The organism is Ruoffia halotolerans, assembly GCF_014049385.1.
Taxonomy (GTDB): Bacteria; Bacillota; Bacilli; order Lactobacillales; family Aerococcaceae; genus Ruoffia; species Ruoffia halotolerans.
This window is the reverse complement of record NZ_JACAOA010000013.1, coordinates 14,525-40,438: the sequence shown is the minus strand read 5'-3', so window position 1 is coordinate 40,438 and position 25,914 is coordinate 14,525. Positions and strand designations below refer to the sequence as shown.

The following is a 25,914-nucleotide window of genomic DNA, read 5'->3' as shown; positions in this document are numbered from 1 at the left end:
GTCGTTGAGAAGTATAGTATATATTTCCTTTAGCTTCTATATAATAATATGTACCATCACTCCCCTAGTATTCAACCTCTTGAGTTAATTGTTCTGCATCGTAAAATGGGAGTGCCTCAAAATATTTCTTCATATATCCTTGCTTATAAAGTGACAGTTCCGAATAGGAATAAGGAAAGTCAAAAAATATTTTCTTCTCATATTTGCGATTAGCAGCATTAATATAACTATTCAAAGCAATCATTTCATGATGTTCTTCGTACCCTCGGTAAACAAACATCCCAGTTATAAACCAGAAAATAATCGTTACTAATGCGATAACTTGTACGATTCTTTTTTTAATATAAGCAATTGAAGCAAAAAATATTATACCTAATACGCAACTGATTGCGACAAAAATCCACATATCATTAAAATAAAACTGTTCCATTGCAAGCCATTGTTCAAACATTTTGACGTCCCCAATCTAAAGTCATCTAATTTATTTAGTATAATTTTATAACTATATGATATAATAATTTACATAATAGTTATAAGGAGTTATATAATGAAAAGTAGTTATTCTAATAATAACGCAAGAAGACTAGTTATTCTAGGTCTTTTTATTGCATTAATCATCATTCAAAGTTGGGTACCCTTCCTTGGCTTTATTACCATTGGGCCAATTGCAATGACTATTATTCCCATTACGGTAATATTAAGTACATTGTGGCTCGGTACACGAGATGGTATGATTTTAGGCCTAGTTTTTGGTTTAAACTCACTTGCTCGTGCATGGCTTATTGGTAATCCGATAGAAAGAATGATCTTCACGTCGCCTTTAGTTAGTGTTTTACCACGAATTCTTATGCCACTTCTTTTAGGTTTATGTATTAAATATATTCTTGATCGTTTTTCTGATTCTACTAAAGGTGCTGTCGCAGGCTTCATTGGTAGCATCTTAAATACGATTCTAGTTCTTGGCGCTATTGGAATCTTCAAACCTACAGAATATATTGGCGCCATAGATGGCGCAAATGTCAGTCAATTATGGCCGATTTTATGGGGAATTGTTACGGCCAATGGTATTCCAGAAGCGATCTTAGCAACAATTATTACACCCATTATCTTCATAGGGGTTAATCGCTCAAGACGTTAAAAAAATAGCTTCAAAGTGATTTCACTTTGAAGCTGTTTTTTTATACGTCTTCTAAATATTCATAGCATTTCTTACTTCTAGCAGTACAGTAATATCTTCCGAATAGAACTAACAACTGATGTGCATGGCTCCAATATTTTTCAGGTAATTTTTCCATTAATATCTTCTCTACTTGTACGGGTGTAGCATCTTCAGGTACGATATTTAATCTCTTGCATACTCTTTCAACATGAGTATCTACAGCAATCGCAGGTGTATCAAAAACAACTGAAAGTACAACATTTGCAGTTTTTCGTCCTACTCCAGAAAGTGACATCAAATCTTTACGGTTATCAGGGATCTTCCCATCAAATTTATCAACAATATCTTTAGCAGCACTTACTATATACTTCGCTTTATTGCGATAAAGTCCAAGTGTTTTAATGTATGGTTCAACTTCCTGAGCTTTGACTTGACTCATTGATTCTGGATCTGGAAAAGCTTCAAATAAGGCAGGTGCTATCTTATTCACTTGTTTATCTGTTGATTGTGCACTTAACATTACAGCAACTAGCATGTGGAAGGGATCATCATAGTCTAATTCAGATTTCGCATCTGGAATTAATCGATCCATCCGGTGGATAATATCAAGAACTTCTTCTGAATTTAATGTCATATGTCTCTCCTATTAATTATTGTCCCAGTAATTAAGTGGTATTTCGATATGCTCATATTGTGAATCATCCACCATTTGTGAATTATTCTGATTATTTCGATTCTCAAATCGCTCGATGTCTCTTTGAGCTTCTTCTGCCGTTCGAATATTTTTCTTTTCCCAATTGAGTAAAATACGATCAATGTATTTTAAACTCAATGCTTGGTTTAAAACTGCTTGTTTTAAAGCTAATTGAATTAATTTTTCATCGTATTTGGAAATATTTACCCAGTCATTTAAGGTTTCTAACTCAATCTGTGTCAACTGTCTTCCAAATTCTTGTTCAAATGATGTTACAATATTTAATCCTTCATTTTTGGGAGTAGAAAGGTTCTTTTTCATATATTGTGCGCTCTGAGCACTTTGTTGGAAGTTTATCTCATCTAACTTGTCGAATAATGGTCTCAAAGTATAATGATCAGTTTGTTTGCCTTCATTATTCGGCACTAATTCGATTTCTAAGAAATCTTTATTCATAAGTTGACTTAATGTATCGCTCACTTTGTGACTACTCCAACCAAGATCAATGGATATACGGTTCATATCTTCAGATAATCTTCCTCGATTGATTTGAGAAAAAATATATAATAATAAAACCATTTGGTCACCGGTTAATTCAAGCTGATGGTATTGATCAAAAAGAATATTAGGTACCGACGTAAAACCGTCTTTAATCCAATCATAAGCCGTGCTTCTCATATCTTCTTTAACTCCCTTCTATTAAAATTTTCCCTATAAACGCATAAAAGCCATCTGAAAATGGCTTTTACACAATAAATAATTTGTCTTATGGATATAAACGGTTTAATAATCTTGGGAATGGGGCTGTTTCTCTAATATGCTCAATTCCAGATAACCAAGCCACTACACGTTCAAGACCCATTCCAAACCCACTATGTGGTACGCTACCATAACGTGAAATATCTAGGTACCATTGGTAAGCATCTAAATCTAAACCAAATTTAGTAATGTTTTCTTTCATGATTTCGTAATCATTCTCACGTTCTGAACCACCTATGATTTCACCATATCCTTCTGGTGCAATCATGTCGGCACATAAGACTGTACGAGGATCTTCAGGATTAATCTTCATGTAGAATGGTTTAATTGCTTTTGGATAATTAACAATAAAGATTGGACGATCGTATTTACTAGCGATAAATGTTTCATGAGGTGAACCAAAGTCGTCTCCCCATTCAATATCATCGAAGCCATTCTCTATTAATAATGCAATGGCATCAGTATAAGATACACGGGGGTAAGGTAATTTCGTATATTCTTCTAACGTAGCAACATCACGTTCTAAAGTAGATAAAGCTGAACCACAATGATCAATCACATTACGTACAATAAAAGCAACATACTCTTCTTGTACTTTTAAGCTTTCCTCATGATTGTAGTTTGCCATTTCAGGTTCCATCATCCAAAATTCAATTAAATGACGACGTGTTTTTGATTTTTCTGCTCTAAACGTTGGTCCAAATGAGAAAACTTTACCAAAAGCCATTGCTGCAGCTTCTAAGTATAATTGACCACTCTGTGATAAGAATGCATCTTCATCAAAGTATTTAGTATGGAATAACTCAGTTGTACCTTCAGGAGAGCTTCCTGTTAAGATAGGAGGATCCACTTTAATAAAACCACGATCATTATAGAATTCATAAGTTGCTCGAATAATTTCATTACGAATTTGCATTATAGCATGTTGTTTTGATGAACGTAACCATAAATGACGGTGATCCATTAAGAAGTCTGTTCCATGATCTTTAGGTGTAATTGGGTATTCATGACTTTCACCAATCACTTTAATTGATTCAACTAACAGTTCATAACCTAAACTTGAACGGTCATCTATTTGGATAACACCTGTTAATTCAACACTAGTTTCTTGTCCTAAGTGTTTAACTAACTCAAAAGTCTCTTCGCCTACTTGGTTTTTTAACACGACACCTTGGAAGTATTCGTGTCCATCGCGTAATTGTAGGAATGCAATTTTCCCACTACTTCTTTTGTTTGTAACCCACGCATGAATTTTTACTTGTTTATCTACATAGTCGCCTGCTTGGCGCATTGTAATTGTATCCACAATATTCCCCCTATAATCTTAAATATTAGCGATAGTTTGAATCCATTCGCCATTTGACGCATTAATATAATAATACGATAGTGTATTATTATCAGCTTTAAATGAAATCTCCCAAACGGGTTGCTTGCCCATCATCCCAAGACGTGGTCGTAATAGTTTCGTTGGTTCATTTTCACTGAGTGTAATTGATAAGGCATCTTGATGAGATATGATATCTTGAGAAGTAAAATACTGAATATCTCCTCCGTCTTGCGTAACAATTGCATATATTTGATTTCCATTTTCATCTGTAAAATCAAGTGTAAAGTAAGATTCATCAATAGTTACCCAATAGAAATCGTTAACTTCTTCGACAATATGATCTAAAGAAACTAAATCAACAGTTTCCTCTTGAGCTTGCACCATCGAACCCATACTTTGCGAATAGATAAATAATAATGCAACAAGTACAATTAACAATATAATTGTTAATCCTGATACTACTTTACGGTTCAACGTTTGGCCTCCTTCCAACATTACTTTCTAATTTTATGACCGTTATATAATAACATATTTTTGACGTAAATTGAATAAACACTTAATGTAGTTAGTTCAATATATTAATTTCAACCATTGACTCTAATTGATCTAATATTTCTTTTGTATAGTACTTTGTATATAAACGCTTATCCAAAATATAAAGCTTTTCATTCGCATAATTGTTACTAATAAAATTGATGACGTTTTTAATTCTTTGAATCATTTGTGGTAGTAATATATCATCAAATAATTCGGTTTGATCTTTTGTTTTCTTTAGATAATGATACTTCGCTTGGATTTTAGTTTCACCTGGAGATTGAAAAGGTAAATTATATAACAGAACTGAAATTTCAGTTTGCTTATCTCCCCAAAGAAGTTCAGTAAAACTTCTTTCTCTAAGAATAACAATAACTTTTTCAGTTTCATGAATCCGCCTTCTAATTCGATTTAAACTACCTGTTATGGACTCAGCTAAGATATGATAATCTTTAGAAATTTCATCATTAAGAATTAACTTATGGAACAAATCCGAAACTAAAAACTGATTCGGCATAATAATTATTATTTTGTCACCTAACAGCTTTCGATCACTATTTATAAAGTCAGATAAATCCGAAATTCGTGTGGCATTATCTTCACCTTGAATAAATTCAACAGGATGATTTATGATGTGTTTATTTTCTTTGAACAATGTTGGGAGTTTTAAATAATCGAAGGCTGCATCCAATTGAATCCAATTGGAATCTCCAGTCATTCTTGAATTATAATAGTTTCCTGAACTAACTAATAATACACTTTGCATTTCAAGTAGCCAAGTAAGACTTTCTTTCTTAATACGAATAGGCTTCACTTGAATAGAAATATTATAAAATTTATTATTGACTCGTGTTGCACTGATTGTCATATAATTGCTTTCGTCATTCATCAAATTCATTTGTTCTAGTTTGTTTATGAAGCGATGTAAAAGTAGCACTGGTTGATTAATTTTCTTCAGCTTTTCAGACTCAACATCTAATTGCTTATAAAAACTAGCTAATTTATCTCTAATCTTATTGGCAAAGTCCATGATCTTATTCGCGTCATCGGATTCAATATTCACGAAAGTTTGAACTTTTTCTTGTTGAATTCTGTTATCAAATGATTCTTCTTTTAATATATTGCTGATTATCGAAATCAAATTATTACTTAAATCTCTCATCGATAGAATCTCTTTGCTTAAATGAACAATATACTGATTATCACTGTAAACTTGTTGCATATCATCGAATAAATTAAGTAATTGATTATTAAAATCACTCAATTCAATATTACTTTGTTGAATAAAGCGAGCAGAATCAATAAAAGAATTAACATTACCTATAATTAATTTTCGACTGAATAAATACTCTATTTGATCTCTGTTTTTTAGCATCATACTGTTTAAATTAGCGTCATAAGTTATAATGATATTTGCTTTTTTAGCATACTCAATTACTTGATGAAAATTCGTATGATTCTTGACTAATAAGTCCTTTGTCTGATGTTTGTTTAATAAGTTTTTAATAGACAATTCTTTATTTATTTCGCTAAAATCGCCGAATTTTGACAAAGATTGCCAATGTATAGATGCCGCTATTACGAGTAATTCCTGTTGATTATTACGTTTAAAATTATATTGAAGAATATACTTCTCGAAAGCTTTTTCATGTAAATAATTTCCTTGAGACTTTAATAAAGCTATCTTTTCTAATGATGTGTGATTTACTATCAAGTCATTCCAATAATTCGATTCATCTAATGTTGGAAAAGATAATAAATAACGCCCCTCTTTTAAGTTTGTTTCATTAAATATCACATCATACGGAATGGGACGATGCGTATCTTCTAACACAGCATAAGGATGGTTTTGCCATTTTTCATTTATAAATTCAGAAAGGGTTAGGTTCTGTTTAGGTAAGTTTTCACTTTCTAAATTTACTTCTGTCCTTTTGTCACTAACTATCTCGTTTAAAATAAACTTATCTGGATTAGTAAAAAATTCTATTTCATTATACCTCAGGTTCCTTAAGAAAGGCTCCATTCGACTAAGAGTCTCAATCGGAATCTTTTTCGCAATTTTAGCTAACTCACTCACAATATCAACAGTGATTAATGCATCTGAATAGGCATCATGAGCTTCACTATATTCTAAATTAAAATGACGACTTAAATCAGTTAAATTAAACCCGATTGAAGTTGGAACGATAATTTTCGCAAGAACTACTGAATCTAAAGCGATAGGATCAAATTCCAGATCAAATCTTTCAAAACTTTCTTTAAGTATACGTAAGTCAAAGCCTAAATTATGAGCAATAAAGACACAATCTTTGAGTCTCTCATGCCATAAAGTTGCTACACTATTAAATTGTGGTGCATTCACCACATCTTCTTCTTTGATACCCGTTAACTTAGCAATGTGTTCTGGAATCTCGCGATTAGGATTTATTAACATCGAATATGTATTAACAATATTGCCTTCAGATATAATAATTGCTCCAATTTGGATGATTCGGTCACCCTCGTCAATATTTGGACCAGTCGTTTCAATATCAACGATTGCAATTTTATTCTTTAACCTAGGCATACAAACACTCCTAATCTATACTGCCACTATTTTTTATATAAGCTTCAATCATACTATAAGTATTTTCTAGTTCCATTTCAATAATTAATCGTTCTATCTTATCTAACCATGCCCCAATTTCTGGACCGCCTTTATTAAGATTAAGGATTGTCATAACATCTTTTCCATTAACGGCTATATCTTTTTTGCTTTTAATAGGTAATGCGTTGTAGATATCATCGACAAATTTATGGTCTAAAAATTGGGTTTCAAATAAAAAGTCTTCAACAAGTTGAACATTCGAGTAGTCATAATTGTAAACTTCCCAACTTGTAATTTGTTCTTCTTTAAAGTAGTCAAACAATTGAATCATTTGGATCACATCTTTAATAAATGCATTACTGTGTGTCCATTCTTTTAAGAAACTTCTGATTGTTTCTGGCTGAATGATTCCCATGTGCTTTAGCATTCTAGCCCACACTAAACGCTCATCTCGTAAAGTATTGTGGATGTTTTTAAAATCTTTACTTAATTCAGTCATGACTGTTTCTACTAACGCTTGCGTAAACCCAAGCAAATAATCGGCTAAGCCTGTGTTTACGAGTAACTGAGCTTTATCTGCAAATGAATCCCCTAGTAAAAATTTACTAAATTCAATTCTGATTCGTTCAATTGAAATATGTTGTAAATTTGCTTTTAAAGTTTGAATCGCTTTAAATGACTCTTCTTCTATCTCAAAACCTAGTTGAGAGGCGAATCGAATCGCTCTCATCATTCTTAAAGCGTCTTCTAAGAAGCGCTCTTGTGCATTACCAACACATCTGATTAGATGGTCATTTAAATCCTTTACACCACCGTGGTAGTCATATAATTTGCCATGACGGTCAAATGCCATCGCATTAATTGTAAAATCACGTCTTAATGTGTCTTCTCTTAAATTTCGAACAAAATTTACTTGATCCGGCCGTCTAAAATCAGTATAGTCGCCTTCCGTTCTAAAGGTTGTTATCTCATAAGGTGCTTTATCAACAACGACTACAATCGTACCGTGTTCTTTCCCGACATCAAATGTAATTGGAAACATGGCTTCAACTTCTTCTGGTCTTGCACTGCTTGCAATATCAATATCATTAATTTTTTTATTTAATAATGTATCTCTTACACAACCCCCAACAAAATAAGCCTCATATCCATGAGACTCAATTTGTCCTAATACAGGAATTGCTTCTTGAAATAATGGATCTGTCAGTGATACAAACATATTATTCACCTTTCAATTTTTCAATTTGTGTTAGATAATAACTCACTTTATCAAAGTCGTATTTCTCTAATGCGGTATTTAAATCTTTATTTAATAAAGATAGTTTCGTCTCCAATGAAATTTGATATAGACTGTCTTCTAAGTCCATCAAAAATTGTAGATTTTCTGGGATATACGGATTATCTTCAAAAACATCAAATCTGTATAGCTGCTGATAAAGGTGGGGAATATCCAATTCAACATAAAAATCTTGCTTTGAAAAACGATGATTCAAGCGAATATCATGAAAGGCTTGGTCGCTCAAAGTATAACTTAGCAGATCTTTATAATAAATAAAAGGCAGTTTTGTATTCGAATTAAAGGAAATGTAAATTCCACGCGGAGCGTACTTTGCCCCTTCAGAAAATAGTATATTATTCATTAGCTCAGAATTTGTTGATAGAAATTGCAATAAGTAATTCACAGATGGATTAGAATGTTGGTAATTTGAAATTAACCATTTTAAAAATTGTCTTTTTCTTTCATTTCTCTCCATTTTCTTACTCCCAATCTTTATATTGATCTAAATCTGAAAAGTCATTTTTAGACTGTATTTCTTTACTCAAAGCTTTCAATTTTGGTATATCATAAAATGTATTATTATATTGTTTAATGACTTCTAATGCCTTCTCTACTTCTTTATTCGTAAAATAAAAGTTAGCTAGACGGAAAGCTACTTCCTCGTGAGGAAGTAAATAATCAAGCGCACTTAAATAATCTTCTTCTGCTTTATCTTTAAGACCTAAAGCTTCATAAACAATCGCAAAGTGATAACTCATATATTCATGATCAATTTGTTGCCCTTCAAATACTCGTAAATAATGTAAGGCTTGTGCCGCATCACTTTTACCTAAGTAATAATTTACGATAATGTTAATTGCCAAATAAAAATCTTCACTATTATCAATTAAGTTTGTATAATCTATGAGCTTTTCTATGATGTCATCATTTAAATGATCCACATCATCGGCAACTGTTGCTATGTTTAATATCATTGGATTTAAAGGTGGTAATGTTTTAGCTGACCATGTTAATTCTTTATATAAATTAGATTTTTGTCCAGTTGTTTTGTATAAATCAATTAAAAGAATTGAATAGTTTATATTGTCTGAATCTTTTTGTAGTGCTTTTTTAGCGTAATCAATTGCTTTATCGAATTGAAATAATGACTTATACACATTAGAAAATACAAAGAACTCATCTTCTGTTTCTAGTGGAATTCGCTCGTCTTTTTCGAGTTTTTCAACAGCTGCTAAGTCAATAATTTCTTTTAAAGACTCAACTTCAACTAATTTCAGTCGAACATCACGGATATTTTCATAATCATCTAAATACTCATACACCGCTCTATAATAATTTTCTGCTTGCCTAATATTTCGCTGTTCTAAGTAAATATCTCCTAAATCTTCATAGGCTTCTCCTAATGTCGGATAGCTTTTAATAATCTGGCGATATATATCAATCGCTTCAGTATGACGATTTAGATTTTTAAGTAATCTTGCTTCCAATAAATTGATTTCAGGATCTTCATTGTCAGATTTCGCTAAATCTAACCAATAAAAGTACGCCTTGTCATAGGCTTCATATTGGTACAATTTGTTCACAATTTGCTTAGCATATTTCTTATATTTTTTTAATTCAAATAATTCAATTAATACAGTCAATCCTTGATCGACTGATCCCGTTTTAAATAGTATGTCAGCTAAGCTTTCAAGTGCGGGTATATAACTACTATCTTCACTCGCTCTTTCTATATAATCAATAATAACTAACCGTTGTTCTTCAATGGTATCCACATTGCCTAATTCTTCTAAAATCTCATCTAGGATTGTCATTATCAAACCCTCCTTTACTCATTCTTATTTATTATACCACCGACATGTATTGTTGCCAAAATTAATCGGCGAATAATTGAATATTATGTGTCGTATATTTAAATTGGAAGGAATAAACAAAATATGTAATATTAAAATATTTAGTCCGCAAGTGGTCCGCAGAACGTCCTAAACCCAAAAAGAAAACCCCTAAAGCCTTGTGGCTCTAGGGGTTAAAAGATTAAATTATTTTACAGCTTCTTTTAATGCTTTACCAGCTTTGAATCCAGGTACTTTACTTGCTGGAATTTGAATTTCTTCTCCAGTTTGTGGGTTACGACCTTTACGAGCAGCTCTATCACGAACTTCAAATGTACCGAATCCGATAACTTGAACTTTATCGCCAGAAGCTAAAGTTTCTTCGATTGTTTCGAATAAGGCTTCAACCGCTGCTGTTACGTCTTTCTTAGTTAAGTTAGTTTTTTCTGTTACTTTTTCTACTAATTGTGCTTTATTTGCCATTAGTATTCCTCCTTATATAAATCCTCATATTTGAGATATTTGAAATATACGACATCTCTTTAACGGATATTTCATTTATAAGAATAACACATAAAAGCTTATAATACAACGTTTTACGCTATTCTTGAGTAAATCTAAACTAATATTTAAACATTATGAACGCGCACGTGTAATTATATGTACCGGAGTACCTTCAAAATAGAAGCTTTCACGTAACTGGTTCTCTAGAAAGCGTTCATAACTGAAGTGCATTAACTCAACATCGTTCACAAACACAACAAATGTTGGTGGGTTGATCGCAACTTGTGTCATATAATAGATTTTTAATCGTCTACCTTTATCCGTTGGTGTTGGATTCATCGCAACAGCATCCATTACTACGTTATTCAATATAGAAGATTGAACACGTCTTGCGCGGTTCTCGTGAATCATATTAATTAGTTCAGGTAGTTTATTTAATCTTTGTCCTGTTTTTGCACTCACAAATAAGATAGGTGCAAAACGTAAATATTGAAATTCTTTACGAATTTCTTTAGTAAACTCGTCGAATTTATTATTACTTTTGTCAACGGCATCCCATTTGTTAACAATAATAATAATACCTTTACCAGCTTCATAAGCATATCCGGCGACGCGTTTATCTTGTTCGATAATTCCAGTTTCTGCATCTAATACCATACAAACAATATCACTACGTTCAATTGCAGATAAAGCACGCATAACACTATACTTTTCAGTGTTTTCCCAAACTTTACCTTTTTTACGAATTCCTGCGGTATCGATCATTGTATATTCTTTACCATCAGCTGTTTTGAACTTAGTATCAACTGCCTCACGAGTGGTTCCTTCAATATTTGATACAATGACGCGTTCTTCCTTCAATATTGCATTCACTAAACTAGATTTACCTACATTAGGACGACCAATAAAACTGAATTTAATTGAATCATCATCATCTGTATCACTAGAATCTGATGGGAACAATTCCACTATCTTATCTAATAAATCACCAATTCCGGTCCCATGTGAACCAGATATTGGGATAGGATCACCTAAACCTAAAGTATAGAAATCATAAATCATTTGTCGTTGTTCAGGATTATCTGCTTTATTAATCGCTAGAACAACTGGTTTATTTGTTCGATGTAGTCTTTGGGCTACTTCCTCATCCTCAAGAGTGACACCTTCTCTGACACTCGTCACCATTACAATGACATCCGCTTCATCCATAGCTAAATCTGCTTGGTAACGTACTTGATTCATTAATGGCTCATTACTCATATCAATCCCACCGGTATCAATCAAACGGTATTCTTTACCAATCCATCTACCTGTTGCATAAATACGGTCACGAGTTACTCCAGGATGATCTTCGACAATCGATACCCTCTCTCCAATAAGTCGGTTGAATATGGTTGATTTACCAACATTTGGTCGACCTACTAAAGCAACAACTGGTACTTTACTCATTCATTTCACCTCCATAAATTAAGAAAAGACTGACTAATGAAAAGTCAGCCTCGTTCTTTAAGTCAAATATTATTCCTATTCACCTTTGAATTGGTCTAATTGATCACCTAACATGTCAGCTAAAGTAAATCCTGAATCGCTATCATCAGATGAGTCTTGGAAGTTTCTTTGACGGTTTTGTTTTTTGTTTCCTGTGTTACGTTTGTTGTTCTCACGACGTGGTTTGTTAGAGCTAGCTGCAGGAGCTGGAGCTTCTTCCATACCTTCTGGTTGATCCAATAATGCTTTCACTGAAAGTGATAAGCGGTTTTGTTCTGGATCTACACTTAATACTTTAACATCAATTTCTTGACCTTCCTCAAGGCATTCGTGAGGTGTCGCAATGTGTTCGTGAGCGATTTGTGAAATATGTACTAACCCTTCAACTCCTGGGAATACTTCAACAAATGCACCAAAGCTAGTTAAGCGTTTAACAGTTCCTTTTAATTCAGAACCTTCTGGAGCTTTTTCTTCGATGTTATCCCATGGTCCTTCTAATGTATCTTTAATAGATAATGATACGCGGCCATCTTCTTCATCAACTGAAAGAACTTTAACGTTAACTGTTTCGCCTGGTGTTAAGTAATCACTTGGTTTATCAACATGCTCATGAGCAATACGGCTAATATGAACTAATCCGTCCACTCCACCTAAGTCGATAAATGCACCAAAGTTTACTAAGCGAGCTACAGTACCTTCAACAACTGAACCTTCTTCTAATTCAGCTAAACGTTCAGCGTGTTTTGCTTCGCTTTCTTTACGTGCAATTTCTTTATGTGATAAAATTAAACGGTTTTCACTTGGTTCAATTTCAACAATAACGAATTTTAAAGTTTGTCCAACGTATGGCGTGAAGTCTTCTACGAAGTGATCTTCAACCATTGAAGCTGGAACGAATCCACGTACGCCTGCGTCTACAACTAATCCGCCTTTTACAACGTTTTTAACTGGTGCTTCGATAGTTTCTTCGTTTTCAAATTTAACTTGTAATTCTTCCCAAACTTTTTTAGCATCTACACGTTTTTTAGATAATAAAAAGTTTCCATTTTCTTTATCTTTAATTGGTTTTAATACCACTAATTCGATTTCATCACCAATATTAACAACATCTGTTAATTCTTCAACAGGTGTAGCTGATAATTCATTGCGTGGAATAACTCCTTCAAGTCCGCCACTTTCTTGAATAGAAACACGTACTTGATTGTCATCAAAGGCTAATACATCACCTTGAACAGTATCGCCAACTTTAATTTCTTTAACACTATCTAAAGCGTCTTCCATAGTTTCCATAGACTCTTCTACTTCTGTAGATTCTGTCTCTTCAACCACTTCTTCATTTTCATTTAATTCTTGATTTTCTACAAACTCTGACATTTACCCAATTCCTCCTAAGCGTTACCTAAAAAATAGTGGTTCTTCTTATAATTTAAGAACCGTATATAAGCATATCATATCAAATATTCAGTCATCAGTCTAGTAAAATGACAATATAATAGCGATTTAACAGTACTTATTTCTTAATATGATTAATTATTGTATTTACAACTTGTTCCACTGATAAATGATCCGTTTCTAACTCGATTGCATCGTCTGCTTTTTTCAACGGACTGTGCTCACGATTTGAATCATAATGGTCTCTTGCGACAATACTTTCTTCAATTTCCTCAAGTGTTTGATTAGATAAGCCCTTTTCAATATTTTCATCGAAACGTCTTTTCGCTCGCACTTTCGCTGAAGCATTCAAGAAGAATTTATACTCCGCATGTGGTAGGACCACGGTCCCAATATCCCGACCATCCATGACTACTGAATGTGTACTTGCCATATTACGTTGGTCTTCCACTAGTTTTTCTCGAACAAATGGATAAGCTGAAATTTCTGATACATTTGCTGTGACCACATCCGATCGGATTTCACGACTAACATTTTGATTATTCAAATACATTTCTTGAATACCTTCATCTGATCTTTTAAAACTTAGATTAAGTGTTGATAATTTTTTTTCCACTCTTTCAGCATCACTTACGTTTATACTATCTTGTAAAACAGCTAAAGTGACCGCTCTATACATTGCCCCTGTATCAATATAGATAATATCAAGTTTTTTAGCAATGGCTTGTGCGACAGTACTTTTCCCTGATGAAGAGGGTCCATCTATGGCAATTTGAAAATTCGACATTAATAATTCTCCTTTTAATCAAAATAAATAGAGACCTTTTACAGATCTCTATTCTATAAACTTATATTCTATACTATGGTAATACGATTGTTTCTCCTGGGAAAATAGCTGTATCAGTTGTTGCCCCATTCGCACTTAATAATGCATAAAGATCTACGCCGGTATTTCTAGAAATAGCATACCATGAATCCCCTGCTTGAACTGTATATGTTCCGCCCGTTGTAGGTGGTGTCTCTACAGGTGTTTCAGGTACAACTGGTTCAGTTGGTGTAGGTGGTAATTCCGGTTCAGGCTCAACTTCTTCAACTGATTCTATTGGTTCTCTACTAATTTCTGAACTGGACTCTTCTTCACTTTCACTTTCACTTTCGTCTGAGCTTGATTTACTTTCATCAGCACTTGACGCTTGTGATAACTCAGAATTTCTAGAAAAATTAATTTGTTCAGCACTACGATTTGGTATTTCGTCATTATCTAATTGTGCATTAACAAAAATAAACAATAAGAAAGGCGCAATAACCGTAATTACAATAATTGCTAACAACACTTTAGAAAGCGTTGTTGCTTCTTTTGCTGGTTGGTTGCGTGCAGTTCTTGAATATTGACGGTTTTTTAAATTTTCATCTTCTCCAAATTTTCGATTCCAAGGTTTGCTTTCTTTCTTTGAAGGTGTCTCTTCAATAGTTTCTGCAACCTCAGATTCAAAAACGTCTTGATCTTTATCTTGTTCCTTAGACATAAGAATCCCTCCTAAATATGCATAGTTAATGATGATTCATTTTAATACATAGTTAACTTTCCCTATTATATTACCATAACTTAATCTTTTTTTTGTCAATAAAATAAATTTCTATTGTCAATAACATCATACTGAAAAGAATCTGTAAAGCAATGGTAATAGAACGAACAGGTTTGCTTTATCATTCTACATTATACATTAATTTTCTGCTTATTCCACCACTATATGAATATATTCGTCATTAGTTTTGTTTTTTATGTTTTAAATTGATATCTTCATATAATAATTTTAGTACAATCTTTAACTACAAACAAATAAAAAGCGAGCAATTCACAATTTAAGTGAACAACTCGCTTGTTTATATATTATTTGTTTTAATTTGTTTTCAATAAATTATATCCAGGATAAATAGTGTTTCTTTTTCGTAATAAATTTGGAACGATTTTGATGACCAAAATTTGACCTACACTTAAAAAGATACCTTTTATTAAATTAAATGGTGCTACAACAGTTAGAATATAACCGAAGTAATCATCAATTGGGAAATTCAACACGGTTGTATAAATTGGCAAAGCGATATAGTAATTTATTATCGACATTGAAACCACTAAACCGACTGTTAGAGTAATACTCATTAATACAGCTTTTAATTTCCAACTAACTTTCTTAAGAGAATTTAGAATGAAGTGTGTCGGAATAAACATAACAACTGATGCAGTAAAACTCATGACAGCTCCAATTGGAAATCCTGCTTGCCCGCCTTGTAATATATAGTTAATAGTATCTCTGATAAACGCGACTACAACAATACCAGCCGGTCCATGAATTAACATACCAATCAAAACAACTAAATCACTAAAATCAATCTTTAGAAACGGTGCAGCTGGTAAAATCGGGAAGTCAAAAAATCTCAAAATAACTCCCCAAGCACCTAATATAGCCAACAAAATCATCGTTCTAACATGTGATCTTTTTTGCATTTTTCTTCTCCTTTTTTGTCCCAAGACTAAAAAAATACGCCTTCTCACCCTACTTTTCCCAGGGTAAAAAGACGTACTTTAAAAGAATATACTCAAAAAAAGTGTATATCATTTAATCTTCTTCCATCCAGACTTTACTGTCGGTACTGGAGTTTCACCAGATCAGCTCGATGACTCGAGTTCGTGGACTTTACCACCGGTCGGGAATTACACCCTGCCCTGAAGACGTATTGTATTTTATTTAATCTTATCTTAGCATATTCATTTGAGTAAGGCAAGTCTTTTGTGAAAAACACACAAAATTTTAACTATCATAATTTCATACAATCAATTTATTACTTTAAAATTTATTCATCTAAAGCAATCTTCTTTAACTTATCCACTTCAAAAGCTGTTAAATCACGCCACTCACCTGGCTGTAATGTGCCTAAATCTAAGAAAGAGAATCGTTCGCGTTTCAAGCGGTAGACTTCATGTCCTACAGCCTCAAACATATTTTTCACTTGGTGATTCCAACCTTCATGTATTGTTAACTGTACAACGGAAGTTTTCTTTTCTTTATTAGTTGAAATAACTTTCGCACGGGCTTTAGAAGTTTTCTTACCATCTATCATGACACCATGCTCTAATTTAGTCAGTGCTTTTGTGTCAACAATACCGTTCACCGTTGCAATATATACTTTATCAATATTATAGCGTGGGTGAGTTAACAAATTCGCAAAATCACCATCATTTGTTAATAAAATTAAACCGGTTGTATCGAAATCTAAGCGACCGATAGGATAAATACGTTCTTCTACTCCCTGAATAAAATCAACAACTACTTTACGGTCAGTGGGATCACTCACAGCACTGATAACGTTTTTTGGTTTATATAACATAATATATTTTGGTTCTTCTTTATAAATAGGAACTCCATCTACTTCAATAACATCCGTCTTAGATACTTTTGTACCTAATTCCGTTACTAATTTACCATTTACTTTAACATGTCCATCTACGATTAAATCTTCACTTTTACGACGACTTGCGACACCCGCATTCGCCATTACTTTTTGTAATCTTTCCATTTAGTTACTCATCCTCATTCTGATTATTTTCTTCGTCATATAATTCAATTGGCCATTCTTTCAAGTCAAACAATTCTTCGGAGGAAAGTTCTGCATTTAATGCAATGGGTTCAATTTCTGGTAAATCTTCTAATGTTTTTAGACCAAAATAATCCATAAAGTAATCGGTGACCCCGTATAATACTGGTCGTCCCGGTGCTTCAATCCTTCCAATTTCTTTGATCAAATCTCGAGATATTAGTTTTTGTATTAAACTACTCGAAGAAACACCTCTAATCTCATCAATAGCCATACGCGTAATTGGTTGGCGATAGGCTACAATTGATAAAGTTTCAATCGATGCTCTGGTTAAGTTTTGTGAAAATGGAGCTTGTGCATATTTTTCTACATCTTTTGCCAATTCTTTTTTGGTAATTAATCGGTATCTTTGATTGAAATTCACAACTTCAAGCGCTGATGAATCATCCGTTTGAAAATTAAGTTTCAACTGTTCAAGACAGTCGTCAATACTACTAATTGGCTCTTCTAAACTCTGAGCCAACTCTTGCCGACTCACTCCGTCATCACCAGCTACAAATAATATACCAAATACTCTCTTTATTAACTCATTCACAAATCTTACTCCTCTAATTTCTTCATTTGAATTGGATCATCTTTACTTTTTTGAAGAAAGATTAGATGTTGCTTTCTTACTAATTCCAACATCGCTAAAAATGTCGTTATAATTTCATTACGTGTTCCGTATTGGAAAAACTGATCAAGAGTCACTGAATCATTATCTGTATCAGATTGAAATGCAGCCATAATCTTATCCATTTGATCTGAAACCGTTAATGATTCATGTTGTATTTGTCTTTCAAGTGGTTCTCGTCTCGCTGCTTTTTCAACAACACTGGCCATCGCCACAGTTAAATCAGTCAGTGAAAGTGCATCTTCATCCAATGGTACAAATTCTTGATACGAACTTAAATCAGCCATCGGACGTGAGAATAATCGCGCCCTCTCCTCTTGTTTGATTTGTAATTGAGTCGCAACAGTTTGGAATTGCTGGTATAAAAGCAATTGTTGAACAAGGATATCTCGTGGATCACCCTCATCGTAATCTTCTTCATAATCAGGACTTGGTTCAGTTGGTAATAAGATATTACTTTTAATCTCTAATAACGATGAGGCCATAACTAAATATTCTCCAATAATATCTAGTTCTAGCTCATTCATCGCCTCAATATACTTAATATATTGATTAGTTATCTCAGTCATGGGAATATCATTGATATCTACTTCCATCTGTTTGATCAAATGAAGAAGTAAATCAAATGGTCCTTGAAATGATTCTAATTCAATTCTTAATTCTGTGTTTTGCAAACAATCTCCCCATTACATTCGAAAATTCTATAAAGATTGATTATATTTTGTACTCCATTTTGCTAAGATATCTACCGTATTCATCGCACCGATAACAGTGGCATTAGGGTGTTGCTTACGCAGTAGTTCATACATTTTATAACCGATACCTTCATCTCTAAAAGAAGGCACAATCGCAATTCGATGTACGATAATTGTTGTCGATGAGGGTGTATCTTCATTTTGAGACTCTAGCGTATTTTTTTCAATACATATTAATCCAATAAAATTTTCACTTTCATCATTTTTATATAACAAAATATCAAAATTAGGATCTTCTCGGTATGACTCTAATAGACTGCTCATTTCACTCAAATTCGCTTTCTCATCGTCATAAGTGTAAGAAAGTAACCCTAATATAATTTTTTCGTTTTTGTTTTTTGAACTAATTAACATGGAAACCTCCTCGTCCCTTAATCACTTGAGTGATATTACCATGTTATGATAATTATTTCAAGAAATTGTACATTAAGTTGATTCTATATATAAACAAACACATTAAAAAAAGACATGATACTTCTTTATAATTCAAACTGTTTTTTAGTAGACAAAGAAATTTAATTGGCAACGAAAAAACTCAATTTCTCATTATAAACTTATCCTGTCTTTTTTCAGATGCATTGGCTAAATTTGATTAATTAATTCTGTAATAAGTAATTTAAATCTTGGTTTTACTTTAGTAGAAACTTCAACAACCTCTTCATGATTCAATTCAGCTTGCATACCTGCAGCTAGATTAGTAATACAAGAAATACCAAATACTTCTAAACCACAATGTTTTGCAACAATGGCTTCTGGTACAGTTGACATTCCAACTGCATCTCCACCCATCACACGTGTCGCTCTAATTTCAGCAGGTGTTTCATAAGTTGGTCCTGTAAACCAAGTATAAACACCTTCTTTAATTGGGAAGTCATTATCTTTAGCAATATCTTTTAATAATTGTTGACCACGTAAACTATATGTTTCAGTCATGTCTACGAAACGTGGTCCATGTTCGCTAATATTTTGACCAATGAGTGGGTTGGAACCCGTAAAGTTCAAGTGGTCAGTAATAATCATTAAGTCACCAGGATTAAACGATTCATTTACTCCACCTGCAGCATTTGTAATAACAACTGATTCAACACCTAATTCATTAAATATACGCACAGGGAAGGTTACTTTGTCTAAGTCATAGCCTTCATAATAATGAAAACGTCCTTTTAAAGCGATAACTTTTTTCCCGGCAAGTGTTCCATATACTAATTTTCCGTCATGTCCTTCAACGGTCGACACTGGGAAATTCGGAATATCAGAATAATCAAGTTGAATAGACTCTTCAATTTCGTCAGCTAAATCACCTAAACCAGATCCTAAAATCAATCCAACTTTTGGTTCTGTGATTCCTTTACTTTTAATATAATCAATAGCTTCTGTAAACATAGTTTATACCCCTTTTATTTTATTTGATCTAGGAAAGATTGCCCTTCTTCAGTTTGTTTCACTGAAAAGTTATCAGAGATTGTCGCAGCAATATCACTGAAGTAAGTTGCATCTAATTCTTTTGGTTCGTTGATTGCTTTGCTATAAACTAATACTGGTATATATTCACGTGTATGATCAGTTCCAGAGAAAGTTGGGTCATTCCCGTGATCAGCCGTAATAATTAATAAGTCATTCTCTGCTAAGTGGTCTATCATTTCTGGAATACGGGCATCAAATTCTTCTAATGCGTCTGCATATCCTTGTGTGTTACGACGGTGACCGAATTTAGCATCAAAATCAACTAGGTTTGTAAAGCTTATGCCTTTAAAGTCTTTTTCCATCACTTTGATTAATTTATCGACACCATCCATATTACTTTCAGTTCGGTGACCTTCGGTAATTCCTTGACCGTTAAAGATATCTTCGATTTTACCAATAGAAATAACATCAAATGATTCGTCTTTCAAGTAATCTAAGGTTGTATTTCCAAAAGGACTTAATGCGTAATCATGTCTATTACTTGTTCTTTCAAAATTACCCTCTTCACCTAGATAAGGACGAGCGATAATTCGACCAATCATATAAGGATCTTCTAAAGTTATTTCTCTTGCATACTCACAAATTTTATATAATTCTTCTAATGGTATTACTTCTTCATGAGCTGCAATTTGAAGAACAGAGTCCGCTGATGTGTAGACAATTAAATCACCTGTTTCAATTTGGTGTTGGCCTAATTCATCTAAAATTTCAGTTCCTGAAGCTGGTTTATTCCCGATAATTTTGCGACCTGAAAATGTTTCAATTTTTTTAATTAATTCATCTGGGAAGCCTTCTGGGAAAACTCGGAATGGTTGGTCAATACGAAGACCCATGATTTCCCAATGTCCAGTCATTGTATCTTTTCCTGCAGATACTTCTTCTAATTTAGTAAAATATGCAGTAGCATTTTCAACTGGTTCGATGCCTTTAATTGGCGCTATATTTCCTAAACCCATCTTTGTTAAGTTTGGTAATTTTAAACCAACCGTGTTGGCAATATTACCTAAAGTATTTGATCCAACATCGCCAAATTCTTTAGCGTCTGCTGCTTCTCCAATACCTACTGAGTCCATAACTAATAAATGTATTCTATCAAATGTCATATTTTTACTCCTTTAATCTATCGCTCTTGGAAATGAGTTACGATATATTTCTTGTAGTCGCTGTTTGGATACATGAGTATAAATTTGTGTGGTGGAAATGTCTGAATGCCCAAGTAATTCTTGGACCATTCTTAAATCAGCCCCATTCTCTAACAAATGTGTCGCAAAAGAATGTCGCAAAATATGAGGTGACACTTCGTGATCAATCCCAGCCAAGTTAACATATTTTTTTAAGTTTTTCCAAATTCCTTGCCGGGTAAAGTGTTTACCACGTTGGGTTAAGAATAGAATGGTAGAATCGGTCGATTTTTTAGCGTAAATTGGATAAACTTCTTCAAGATACTTTTTAATCCAAAAAAGAGCTTCTTCACCGATGGGGATAATTCGTTCTTTATCTCCTTTACCGACTGTTTGTATAAAGCCTAATTCAAGATGAAGTTCATTCATCTTTAAATGAGTTAACTCGCTGACCCGTAACCCCGTCGCATACATCACTTCTAATATCGCTCGGTCACGGATACCATTGTTAGTTTCCGTATCCGGTGCTTCAAGTAAACGATCAATTTCTTTTGAACTTAATGTTTTTGGTAAATGATTGCGATTCTTTGCCCCTTGGATTAAATCCATTGGGTTGTGATCCATCTTTTGTTCTCTAATTAAATAGTGGAAAAAGTTTTTTAAGGTCGAAATCATTCGATTCGTTGTACTCGCTGCAAATCCCGCTTTGTTCAGGCTTATAATATACAATTGGATAGTGTCTTTATTAATATTGTTAATTTCGACAATTTCCTGTTTGTTAATAAATGTAACAAACTTCTTCAAATCTCTCATGTAACTTTGGATGGTGTTTTGTGATTTTCCTTGGTCAATCAATAAATAACGTTCGTAATCATCTATTAATTCTTCCATTCAATCACTCCTATACTAATCCTTCAGAAAAATTCCTTTTTCCTTCTCTTGTGTAACACGACCGTTCTTCATCAATCTTCCAACGGCACGTTTGAATTGTGATTTACTCAACCCTAAATAATTTCTGATTTCTTCAGGATCTGATTTATCGTGTAGAGGTAAGAATTTATCAGGTGTCTTACTTAAAACCGCATAAATCATTTCTGAATCATCATCTAATGCTTCAAATGCACGTGGTTTCGTAGATCCATTTAAAGTACCATCTTTATGAACATGAATAATTCTTAATTGTACTGGCTCACCTACACGAAGTCGGTGTTCCATTTCACTTTCATGAACAAATATCTCGAAACCTTCGACAGATATGGCTTGAACACCCACATCTTTATTGCTTATTACTGTTGCGCTAACTTCCTGATTCATCATACGGGCTGGTGCTTTGCGTTTTAATTTATTTAAATCCTCTTCTTGTGCTAGAACACCCCAAAAACGGTCTTTATTATCAACTTGATATGTTAAGTATAACTTATCTCCGTGACGAGGCCATTTTTTATTATCTTCTGGTAAATCATCCAGAGATACTACGACGTCTTTATTAATTAAACCAACATCAACGAAAATTCCAAGACTATATATTGATTGAATCACTCTTCCCCATCCATAATAGCCTGGGCGAATATCTGGTAATTCTACTTGTAAGATGTTCGTCTCGTCTTTATCTTGATAGATTAATCCCTCTACTGTTTCACCATTTTCATAAGTTTCATCAGTAGAATCCTTTGGAATATTAAATGTAATACCATCTTTTTGGGCAAAATAACTTAGATCATTTTCATCTATAATTTTTGCTTCAATTATTTCTCCAAATTGAACCATTTAAGCCCTCCTTCTTATAATTTTTACTGCTATTTAATTTCTATTTTAACATAAAGTCGACATGGATTTCTTCTTAAACATCCAATATATACCTTTTATAATCTTTGTTACCTGTATTTTATGCGCAAATTCATAAAAAAATGAGCACCATCAAATCAAAGTTAAAATACGTAGATTTGATGGTGCTCTTAATTAAAATGTAAGATTAGATACTTACTGTTGCTCCACGGTAAATGCGTCCACGACGAGCATCTACTGTAACTAATTCGTCAGCTTTAATTGAAGATAATGCTCCTTCAACTGCAACAATAACTGGAATTCCACGTTCAAGTCCTACAACTGCAGCATGAGAAGTAATTCCACCTTCTTCTACAATAAGTGCTCCAGCTTTATTGATTGCTTCAGAGTAATCAGCGTCTGTGTTTTTAGCAACTAATACTGAACCAACAACTGTTTTAATATTTGCTTCTTCAGCAGAGTTTGCAATAACAGCTTTACCGATGTAGTTTCCGCTACCAATACCTTCACCTTGCGCTAACAATGTTCCGATTAATTGGATCTTCATTAAGTTAGTTGTACCAGATTCAGTTACTGGAACACCTGCAGTGATGATAATTAAGTCACCTTCACTTGCAAAACCTTTTTCTTGAACCAATTGAGTTGCTGAGTCTAACATCTCATCTGTTGATCCTGGTGCTTCGATTTCGAAAGCTTGTACTCCCCATGTTAATGTTAATGAACGACTAATTTCGTTATCGAATGTCGCTGCAATAATATTAGCTTGTGGACGGTATTTAGAAATCATTTGAGCAGTATGTCCAGAACTTGTCGCTGCTACAATTGTATTAATAGCTAAGTTTCGAGCTGTATGTCCTACAGCTTGACCAATCGCTTCAGTTAAGTCACGTTTGTCATATTCTTTAAGAGTAACTGCATCTTGACCAACTAATGCTTCTTCCGTACGTAATGCAATACTTGACATTGTTTTAACAGCTTCAACTGGGTAATCACCTGCGGCAGTTTCACCTGATAACATGACAGCGTCTGTTCCATCAAAGATTGCGTTCGCAACGTCACCGGCTTCGGCACGTGTTGGACGAGGATTACTTTGCATTGAATCGAGCATTTGAGTTGCAGTAATTACAACTTTACCAGCTTCATTACATTTTTTGATAATGTGTTTTTGCACAATTGGAACTTCTGGCGTTGGGATTTCTACCCCTAAGTCACCACGGGCAACCATGATACCATCAGAAACTTCTAATATTTCATCTAAGTTGTCTACACCTTCTTGGTTTTCAATCTTAGAAATAATTTTAACATTAGGACGTCCTTCTTCTTCAAGTACTTGACGAATTTCCATAACGTCTGATGCACGACGTACGAAACTTGCTGCAATAAAGTCAGCTCCTTCACGTACTCCGAAACGAATATCATTTTCATCTTTTTCAGTGATACCTGGTAGGTTAAGTGATACGTTTGGTACGTTCACACCTTTACGAGATTTAAGAATACCGTTGTTTTGGATTTCTGTTACGATATCACCATTTTCGTGGTCGATTTCAGTGATTAATAAATCAACTAAACCATCATCTAATAAGATGTGCCCGCCAACTTTAACGTCGTTAATTAATTGATCGTAAGAAACAGAGAATCTTTCTTCAGTACCTGCAACTTCTTCCATAGAAATGCGAACAGTTTTACCTTGTTCTAAAGTAACAATATCTGTTGCCATTAAGTGAGTTCTGATTTCTGGTCCTTTAGTATCTAATAAGATACCAACGTTACGTTTAGTTGCTTCACGAGCAGCTTTTAAAGTGTTGAAACGAACTAATTGCTCTTCATGATCACCATGTGAAAAGTTAAAACGAGCAACGTTCATTCCAGATTCAATTAATTGCTCCATTGTCTCTTGAGCGTCACTTGCTGGTCCTAAAGTACAAACAATCTTAGTTTTTTTAATATTCATTGATAATATTTCCCCTTTTAATTAAATTTAATTTCCACGATCAGTTAATTTTTGATTTAATTGAAAAAGATCTTGTCTAACTTGATGTTCAGTTTTTTCTAAAGTTTCTACTATATCAAAAACAGTTAATTGCTCTTCACGAACACCTAAGTAGATAGCTTTTTGTCCTTCGATTAGTAAGTCAACAGATCGAGCTCCCATTAAAGTTGCAAAGACACGGTCACGTGCAGTAGGTGTTCCACCACGTTGAATATGTGATAATGTAACACCGCGAACACTTTGATCCGGCGCTAATATTTGGAATTGTTCAACGAAATTGTCAACATCCATCGCCCCTTCAGCTAGAACAACAAGTGAATAATCTTTACCTGCTGAGCGTCCTGCTTCAGTACGGCGAACAACATCTTCAATTAAAAATTCTTCTTCAGGGATAATAATTGCATCTGCACCCGCAGCTACACCCGCCCAAATTGCGATATCTCCAGCGTGTCTTCCCATTACTTCTACAACAAATGTACGATTATGTGATGCAGCAGTATCTGAAATTTTATCAATTGCGTCTAAGGCGACACTGACAGCTGAATCAAATCCGATAGTGTATTCTGTTCCAGGGATATCATTATCGATTGTTCCAGGAATTCCTACGGCTGGGAAACCTAATTTAGATAAACTTAAAGCTCCGGCAAATGATCCGTCACCACCTATAACCACTAAAGCATCAATACCAAATTTTTCTAATTGGCTAATTGCTTTTTCTTGATACTCTTTGTGTTTAAATTCAGGATAGCGTGCTGAATATAACATTGTTCCACCACGTCGAATGTTATGATGCACATCTGAGAGTGTTAGTAGTCGGAAATCTCCTTCTACTAAACCACGATAACCATAGTATACTCCATAAACTTCTAAACCATGATGAATACCCTGCTCAACAACTGCACGAATAGCTGCGTTCATACCAGGTGCATCACCACCACTAGTTAAAACGGCAATACGTTTGATTTCCATTTTCCACC

The 25,914-nt window shown here is 33.8% G+C and carries 26 protein-coding genes and 1 riboswitch; of the genes, 1 reads left to right on the top strand and 25 read right to left on the bottom strand.

Annotated features, from left to right (window positions below):
• Positions 1-64 precede the first annotated feature (64 nt).
• Positions 65-451, bottom strand: a complete 387-nt coding sequence (locus HW423_RS06210; RefSeq protein ID WP_218931070.1) for a hypothetical protein — start codon at positions 449-451, stop codon at positions 65-67.
• A 96-nt stretch (positions 452-547) separates the two neighbouring features.
• Here HW423_RS06210 and HW423_RS06205 point away from each other — a divergent pair, with 96 nt between their 5' ends.
• Positions 548-1,138 carry an ECF transporter S component gene (locus HW423_RS06205; RefSeq protein ID WP_218931069.1) on the top strand — a complete coding sequence of 197 codons (591 nt, stop codon included), beginning with the start codon at positions 548-550 and terminating at the stop codon, positions 1,136-1,138.
• A gap of 40 nt (positions 1,139-1,178) precedes the next feature.
• On the opposite strand, the gene nth is transcribed toward HW423_RS06205, so the two are convergent.
• The 24 genes from nth to pfkA all read right to left on the bottom strand — a co-directional run bounded on the left by nth (position 1,179) and on the right by pfkA (position 25,900).
• Positions 1,179-1,793, bottom strand: coding sequence for an endonuclease III (gene nth / locus HW423_RS06200; protein ID WP_218931068.1), 615 nt, complete (start codon positions 1,791-1,793; stop codon positions 1,179-1,181).
• 12 nt (positions 1,794-1,805) lie between these two features.
• Positions 1,806-2,531, bottom strand: coding sequence for a DnaD domain-containing protein (locus HW423_RS06195; RefSeq protein ID WP_235956344.1), 726 nt, complete (start codon positions 2,529-2,531; stop codon positions 1,806-1,808).
• A gap of 88 nt (positions 2,532-2,619) precedes the next feature.
• Positions 2,620-3,903, bottom strand: coding sequence for an asparagine--tRNA ligase (asnS, locus tag HW423_RS06190; RefSeq protein ID WP_235956350.1), 1,284 nt, complete (start codon positions 3,901-3,903; stop codon positions 2,620-2,622).
• A gap of 33 nt (positions 3,904-3,936) precedes the next feature.
• Entirely contained in the window at positions 3,937-4,413 is a 477-nt protein-coding gene (locus HW423_RS06185; RefSeq protein WP_218931066.1) for a PepSY domain-containing protein, read from the bottom strand.
• A gap of 91 nt (positions 4,414-4,504) precedes the next feature.
• Positions 4,505-7,039: an exonuclease domain-containing protein gene (locus HW423_RS06180; RefSeq protein ID WP_218931065.1), complete on the bottom strand. Its 2,535-nt coding sequence runs from the start codon at positions 7,037-7,039 to the stop codon at positions 4,505-4,507.
• Positions 7,040-7,049: 10 nt separating this feature from the next.
• The gene (locus HW423_RS06175) at positions 7,050-8,279 is read right to left on the bottom strand and encodes a CCA tRNA nucleotidyltransferase (protein ID WP_218931064.1); all 1,230 of its coding nucleotides are present in this window, start codon (positions 8,277-8,279) and stop codon (positions 7,050-7,052) included.
• Between the two features lies 1 nt (position 8,280).
• On the bottom strand, positions 8,281-8,814 hold the full coding sequence (locus tag HW423_RS06170; protein ID WP_218931063.1) for a YpiB family protein: 534 nt from the start codon (positions 8,812-8,814) through the stop codon (positions 8,281-8,283).
• Positions 8,815-8,818: 4 nt separating this feature from the next.
• Positions 8,819-10,153, bottom strand: a complete 1,335-nt coding sequence (locus tag HW423_RS06165) for a tetratricopeptide repeat protein (protein WP_218931062.1) — start codon at positions 10,151-10,153, stop codon at positions 8,819-8,821.
• A 225-nt stretch (positions 10,154-10,378) separates the two neighbouring features.
• On the bottom strand, positions 10,379-10,654 hold the full coding sequence (locus HW423_RS06160) for an HU family DNA-binding protein (RefSeq protein WP_218931061.1): 276 nt from the start codon (positions 10,652-10,654) through the stop codon (positions 10,379-10,381).
• A gap of 153 nt (positions 10,655-10,807) precedes the next feature.
• The gene (gene der / locus HW423_RS06155) at positions 10,808-12,124 is read right to left on the bottom strand and encodes a ribosome biogenesis GTPase Der (protein WP_218931060.1); all 1,317 of its coding nucleotides are present in this window, start codon (positions 12,122-12,124) and stop codon (positions 10,808-10,810) included.
• 75 nt (positions 12,125-12,199) lie between these two features.
• Positions 12,200-13,537, bottom strand: coding sequence for a 30S ribosomal protein S1 (gene rpsA / locus HW423_RS06150; protein WP_218931059.1), 1,338 nt, complete (start codon positions 13,535-13,537; stop codon positions 12,200-12,202).
• A gap of 136 nt (positions 13,538-13,673) precedes the next feature.
• On the bottom strand, positions 13,674-14,342 hold the full coding sequence (gene cmk / locus HW423_RS06145; RefSeq protein ID WP_218931058.1) for a (d)CMP kinase: 669 nt from the start codon (positions 14,340-14,342) through the stop codon (positions 13,674-13,676).
• Positions 14,343-14,415: 73 nt separating this feature from the next.
• Positions 14,416-15,081, bottom strand: a complete 666-nt coding sequence (locus tag HW423_RS06140; protein WP_218931057.1) for a LysM peptidoglycan-binding domain-containing protein — start codon at positions 15,079-15,081, stop codon at positions 14,416-14,418.
• A 374-nt stretch (positions 15,082-15,455) separates the two neighbouring features.
• On the bottom strand, positions 15,456-16,061 hold the full coding sequence (locus HW423_RS06135; protein WP_218931056.1) for an ECF transporter S component: 606 nt from the start codon (positions 16,059-16,061) through the stop codon (positions 15,456-15,458).
• A gap of 111 nt (positions 16,062-16,172) precedes the next feature.
• Positions 16,173-16,292, bottom strand: a riboswitch (FMN riboswitch).
• Between the two features lie 116 nt (positions 16,293-16,408).
• Positions 16,409-17,131, bottom strand: a complete 723-nt coding sequence (locus tag HW423_RS06130) for a pseudouridine synthase (protein WP_218931055.1) — start codon at positions 17,129-17,131, stop codon at positions 16,409-16,411.
• 4 nt (positions 17,132-17,135) lie between these two features.
• Positions 17,136-17,744 carry an SMC-Scp complex subunit ScpB gene (scpB, locus tag HW423_RS06125; protein ID WP_218931054.1) on the bottom strand — a complete coding sequence of 203 codons (609 nt, stop codon included), beginning with the start codon at positions 17,742-17,744 and terminating at the stop codon, positions 17,136-17,138.
• Between the two features lie 5 nt (positions 17,745-17,749).
• Positions 17,750-18,496, bottom strand: a complete 747-nt coding sequence (locus HW423_RS06120; protein ID WP_218931053.1) for a segregation and condensation protein A — start codon at positions 18,494-18,496, stop codon at positions 17,750-17,752.
• Positions 18,497-18,523: 27 nt separating this feature from the next.
• The gene (locus HW423_RS06115; protein WP_218931052.1) at positions 18,524-18,931 is read right to left on the bottom strand and encodes a GNAT family N-acetyltransferase; all 408 of its coding nucleotides are present in this window, start codon (positions 18,929-18,931) and stop codon (positions 18,524-18,526) included.
• Between the two features lie 228 nt (positions 18,932-19,159).
• Positions 19,160-19,960 (bottom strand): purine-nucleoside phosphorylase, encoded by an 801-nt coding sequence (locus HW423_RS06110; RefSeq protein WP_218931051.1) that lies wholly within the window; start codon positions 19,958-19,960, stop codon positions 19,160-19,162.
• A gap of 14 nt (positions 19,961-19,974) precedes the next feature.
• Positions 19,975-21,144, bottom strand: coding sequence for a phosphopentomutase (deoB, locus tag HW423_RS06105; protein WP_218931050.1), 1,170 nt, complete (start codon positions 21,142-21,144; stop codon positions 19,975-19,977).
• A 12-nt stretch (positions 21,145-21,156) separates the two neighbouring features.
• Positions 21,157-22,053, bottom strand: coding sequence for a site-specific tyrosine recombinase XerD (gene xerD, locus HW423_RS06100; protein WP_218931049.1), 897 nt, complete (start codon positions 22,051-22,053; stop codon positions 21,157-21,159).
• Positions 22,054-22,068: 15 nt separating this feature from the next.
• The gene (locus tag HW423_RS06095; protein WP_218931048.1) at positions 22,069-22,929 is read right to left on the bottom strand and encodes a CvfB family protein; all 861 of its coding nucleotides are present in this window, start codon (positions 22,927-22,929) and stop codon (positions 22,069-22,071) included.
• A 205-nt stretch (positions 22,930-23,134) separates the two neighbouring features.
• Positions 23,135-24,892: a pyruvate kinase gene (gene pyk / locus HW423_RS06090; protein WP_218931080.1), complete on the bottom strand. Its 1,758-nt coding sequence runs from the start codon at positions 24,890-24,892 to the stop codon at positions 23,135-23,137.
• A gap of 33 nt (positions 24,893-24,925) precedes the next feature.
• Positions 24,926-25,900 (bottom strand): 6-phosphofructokinase, encoded by a 975-nt coding sequence (pfkA, locus tag HW423_RS06085; protein WP_218931079.1) that lies wholly within the window; start codon positions 25,898-25,900, stop codon positions 24,926-24,928.
• Positions 25,901-25,914 lie beyond the last annotated feature (14 nt).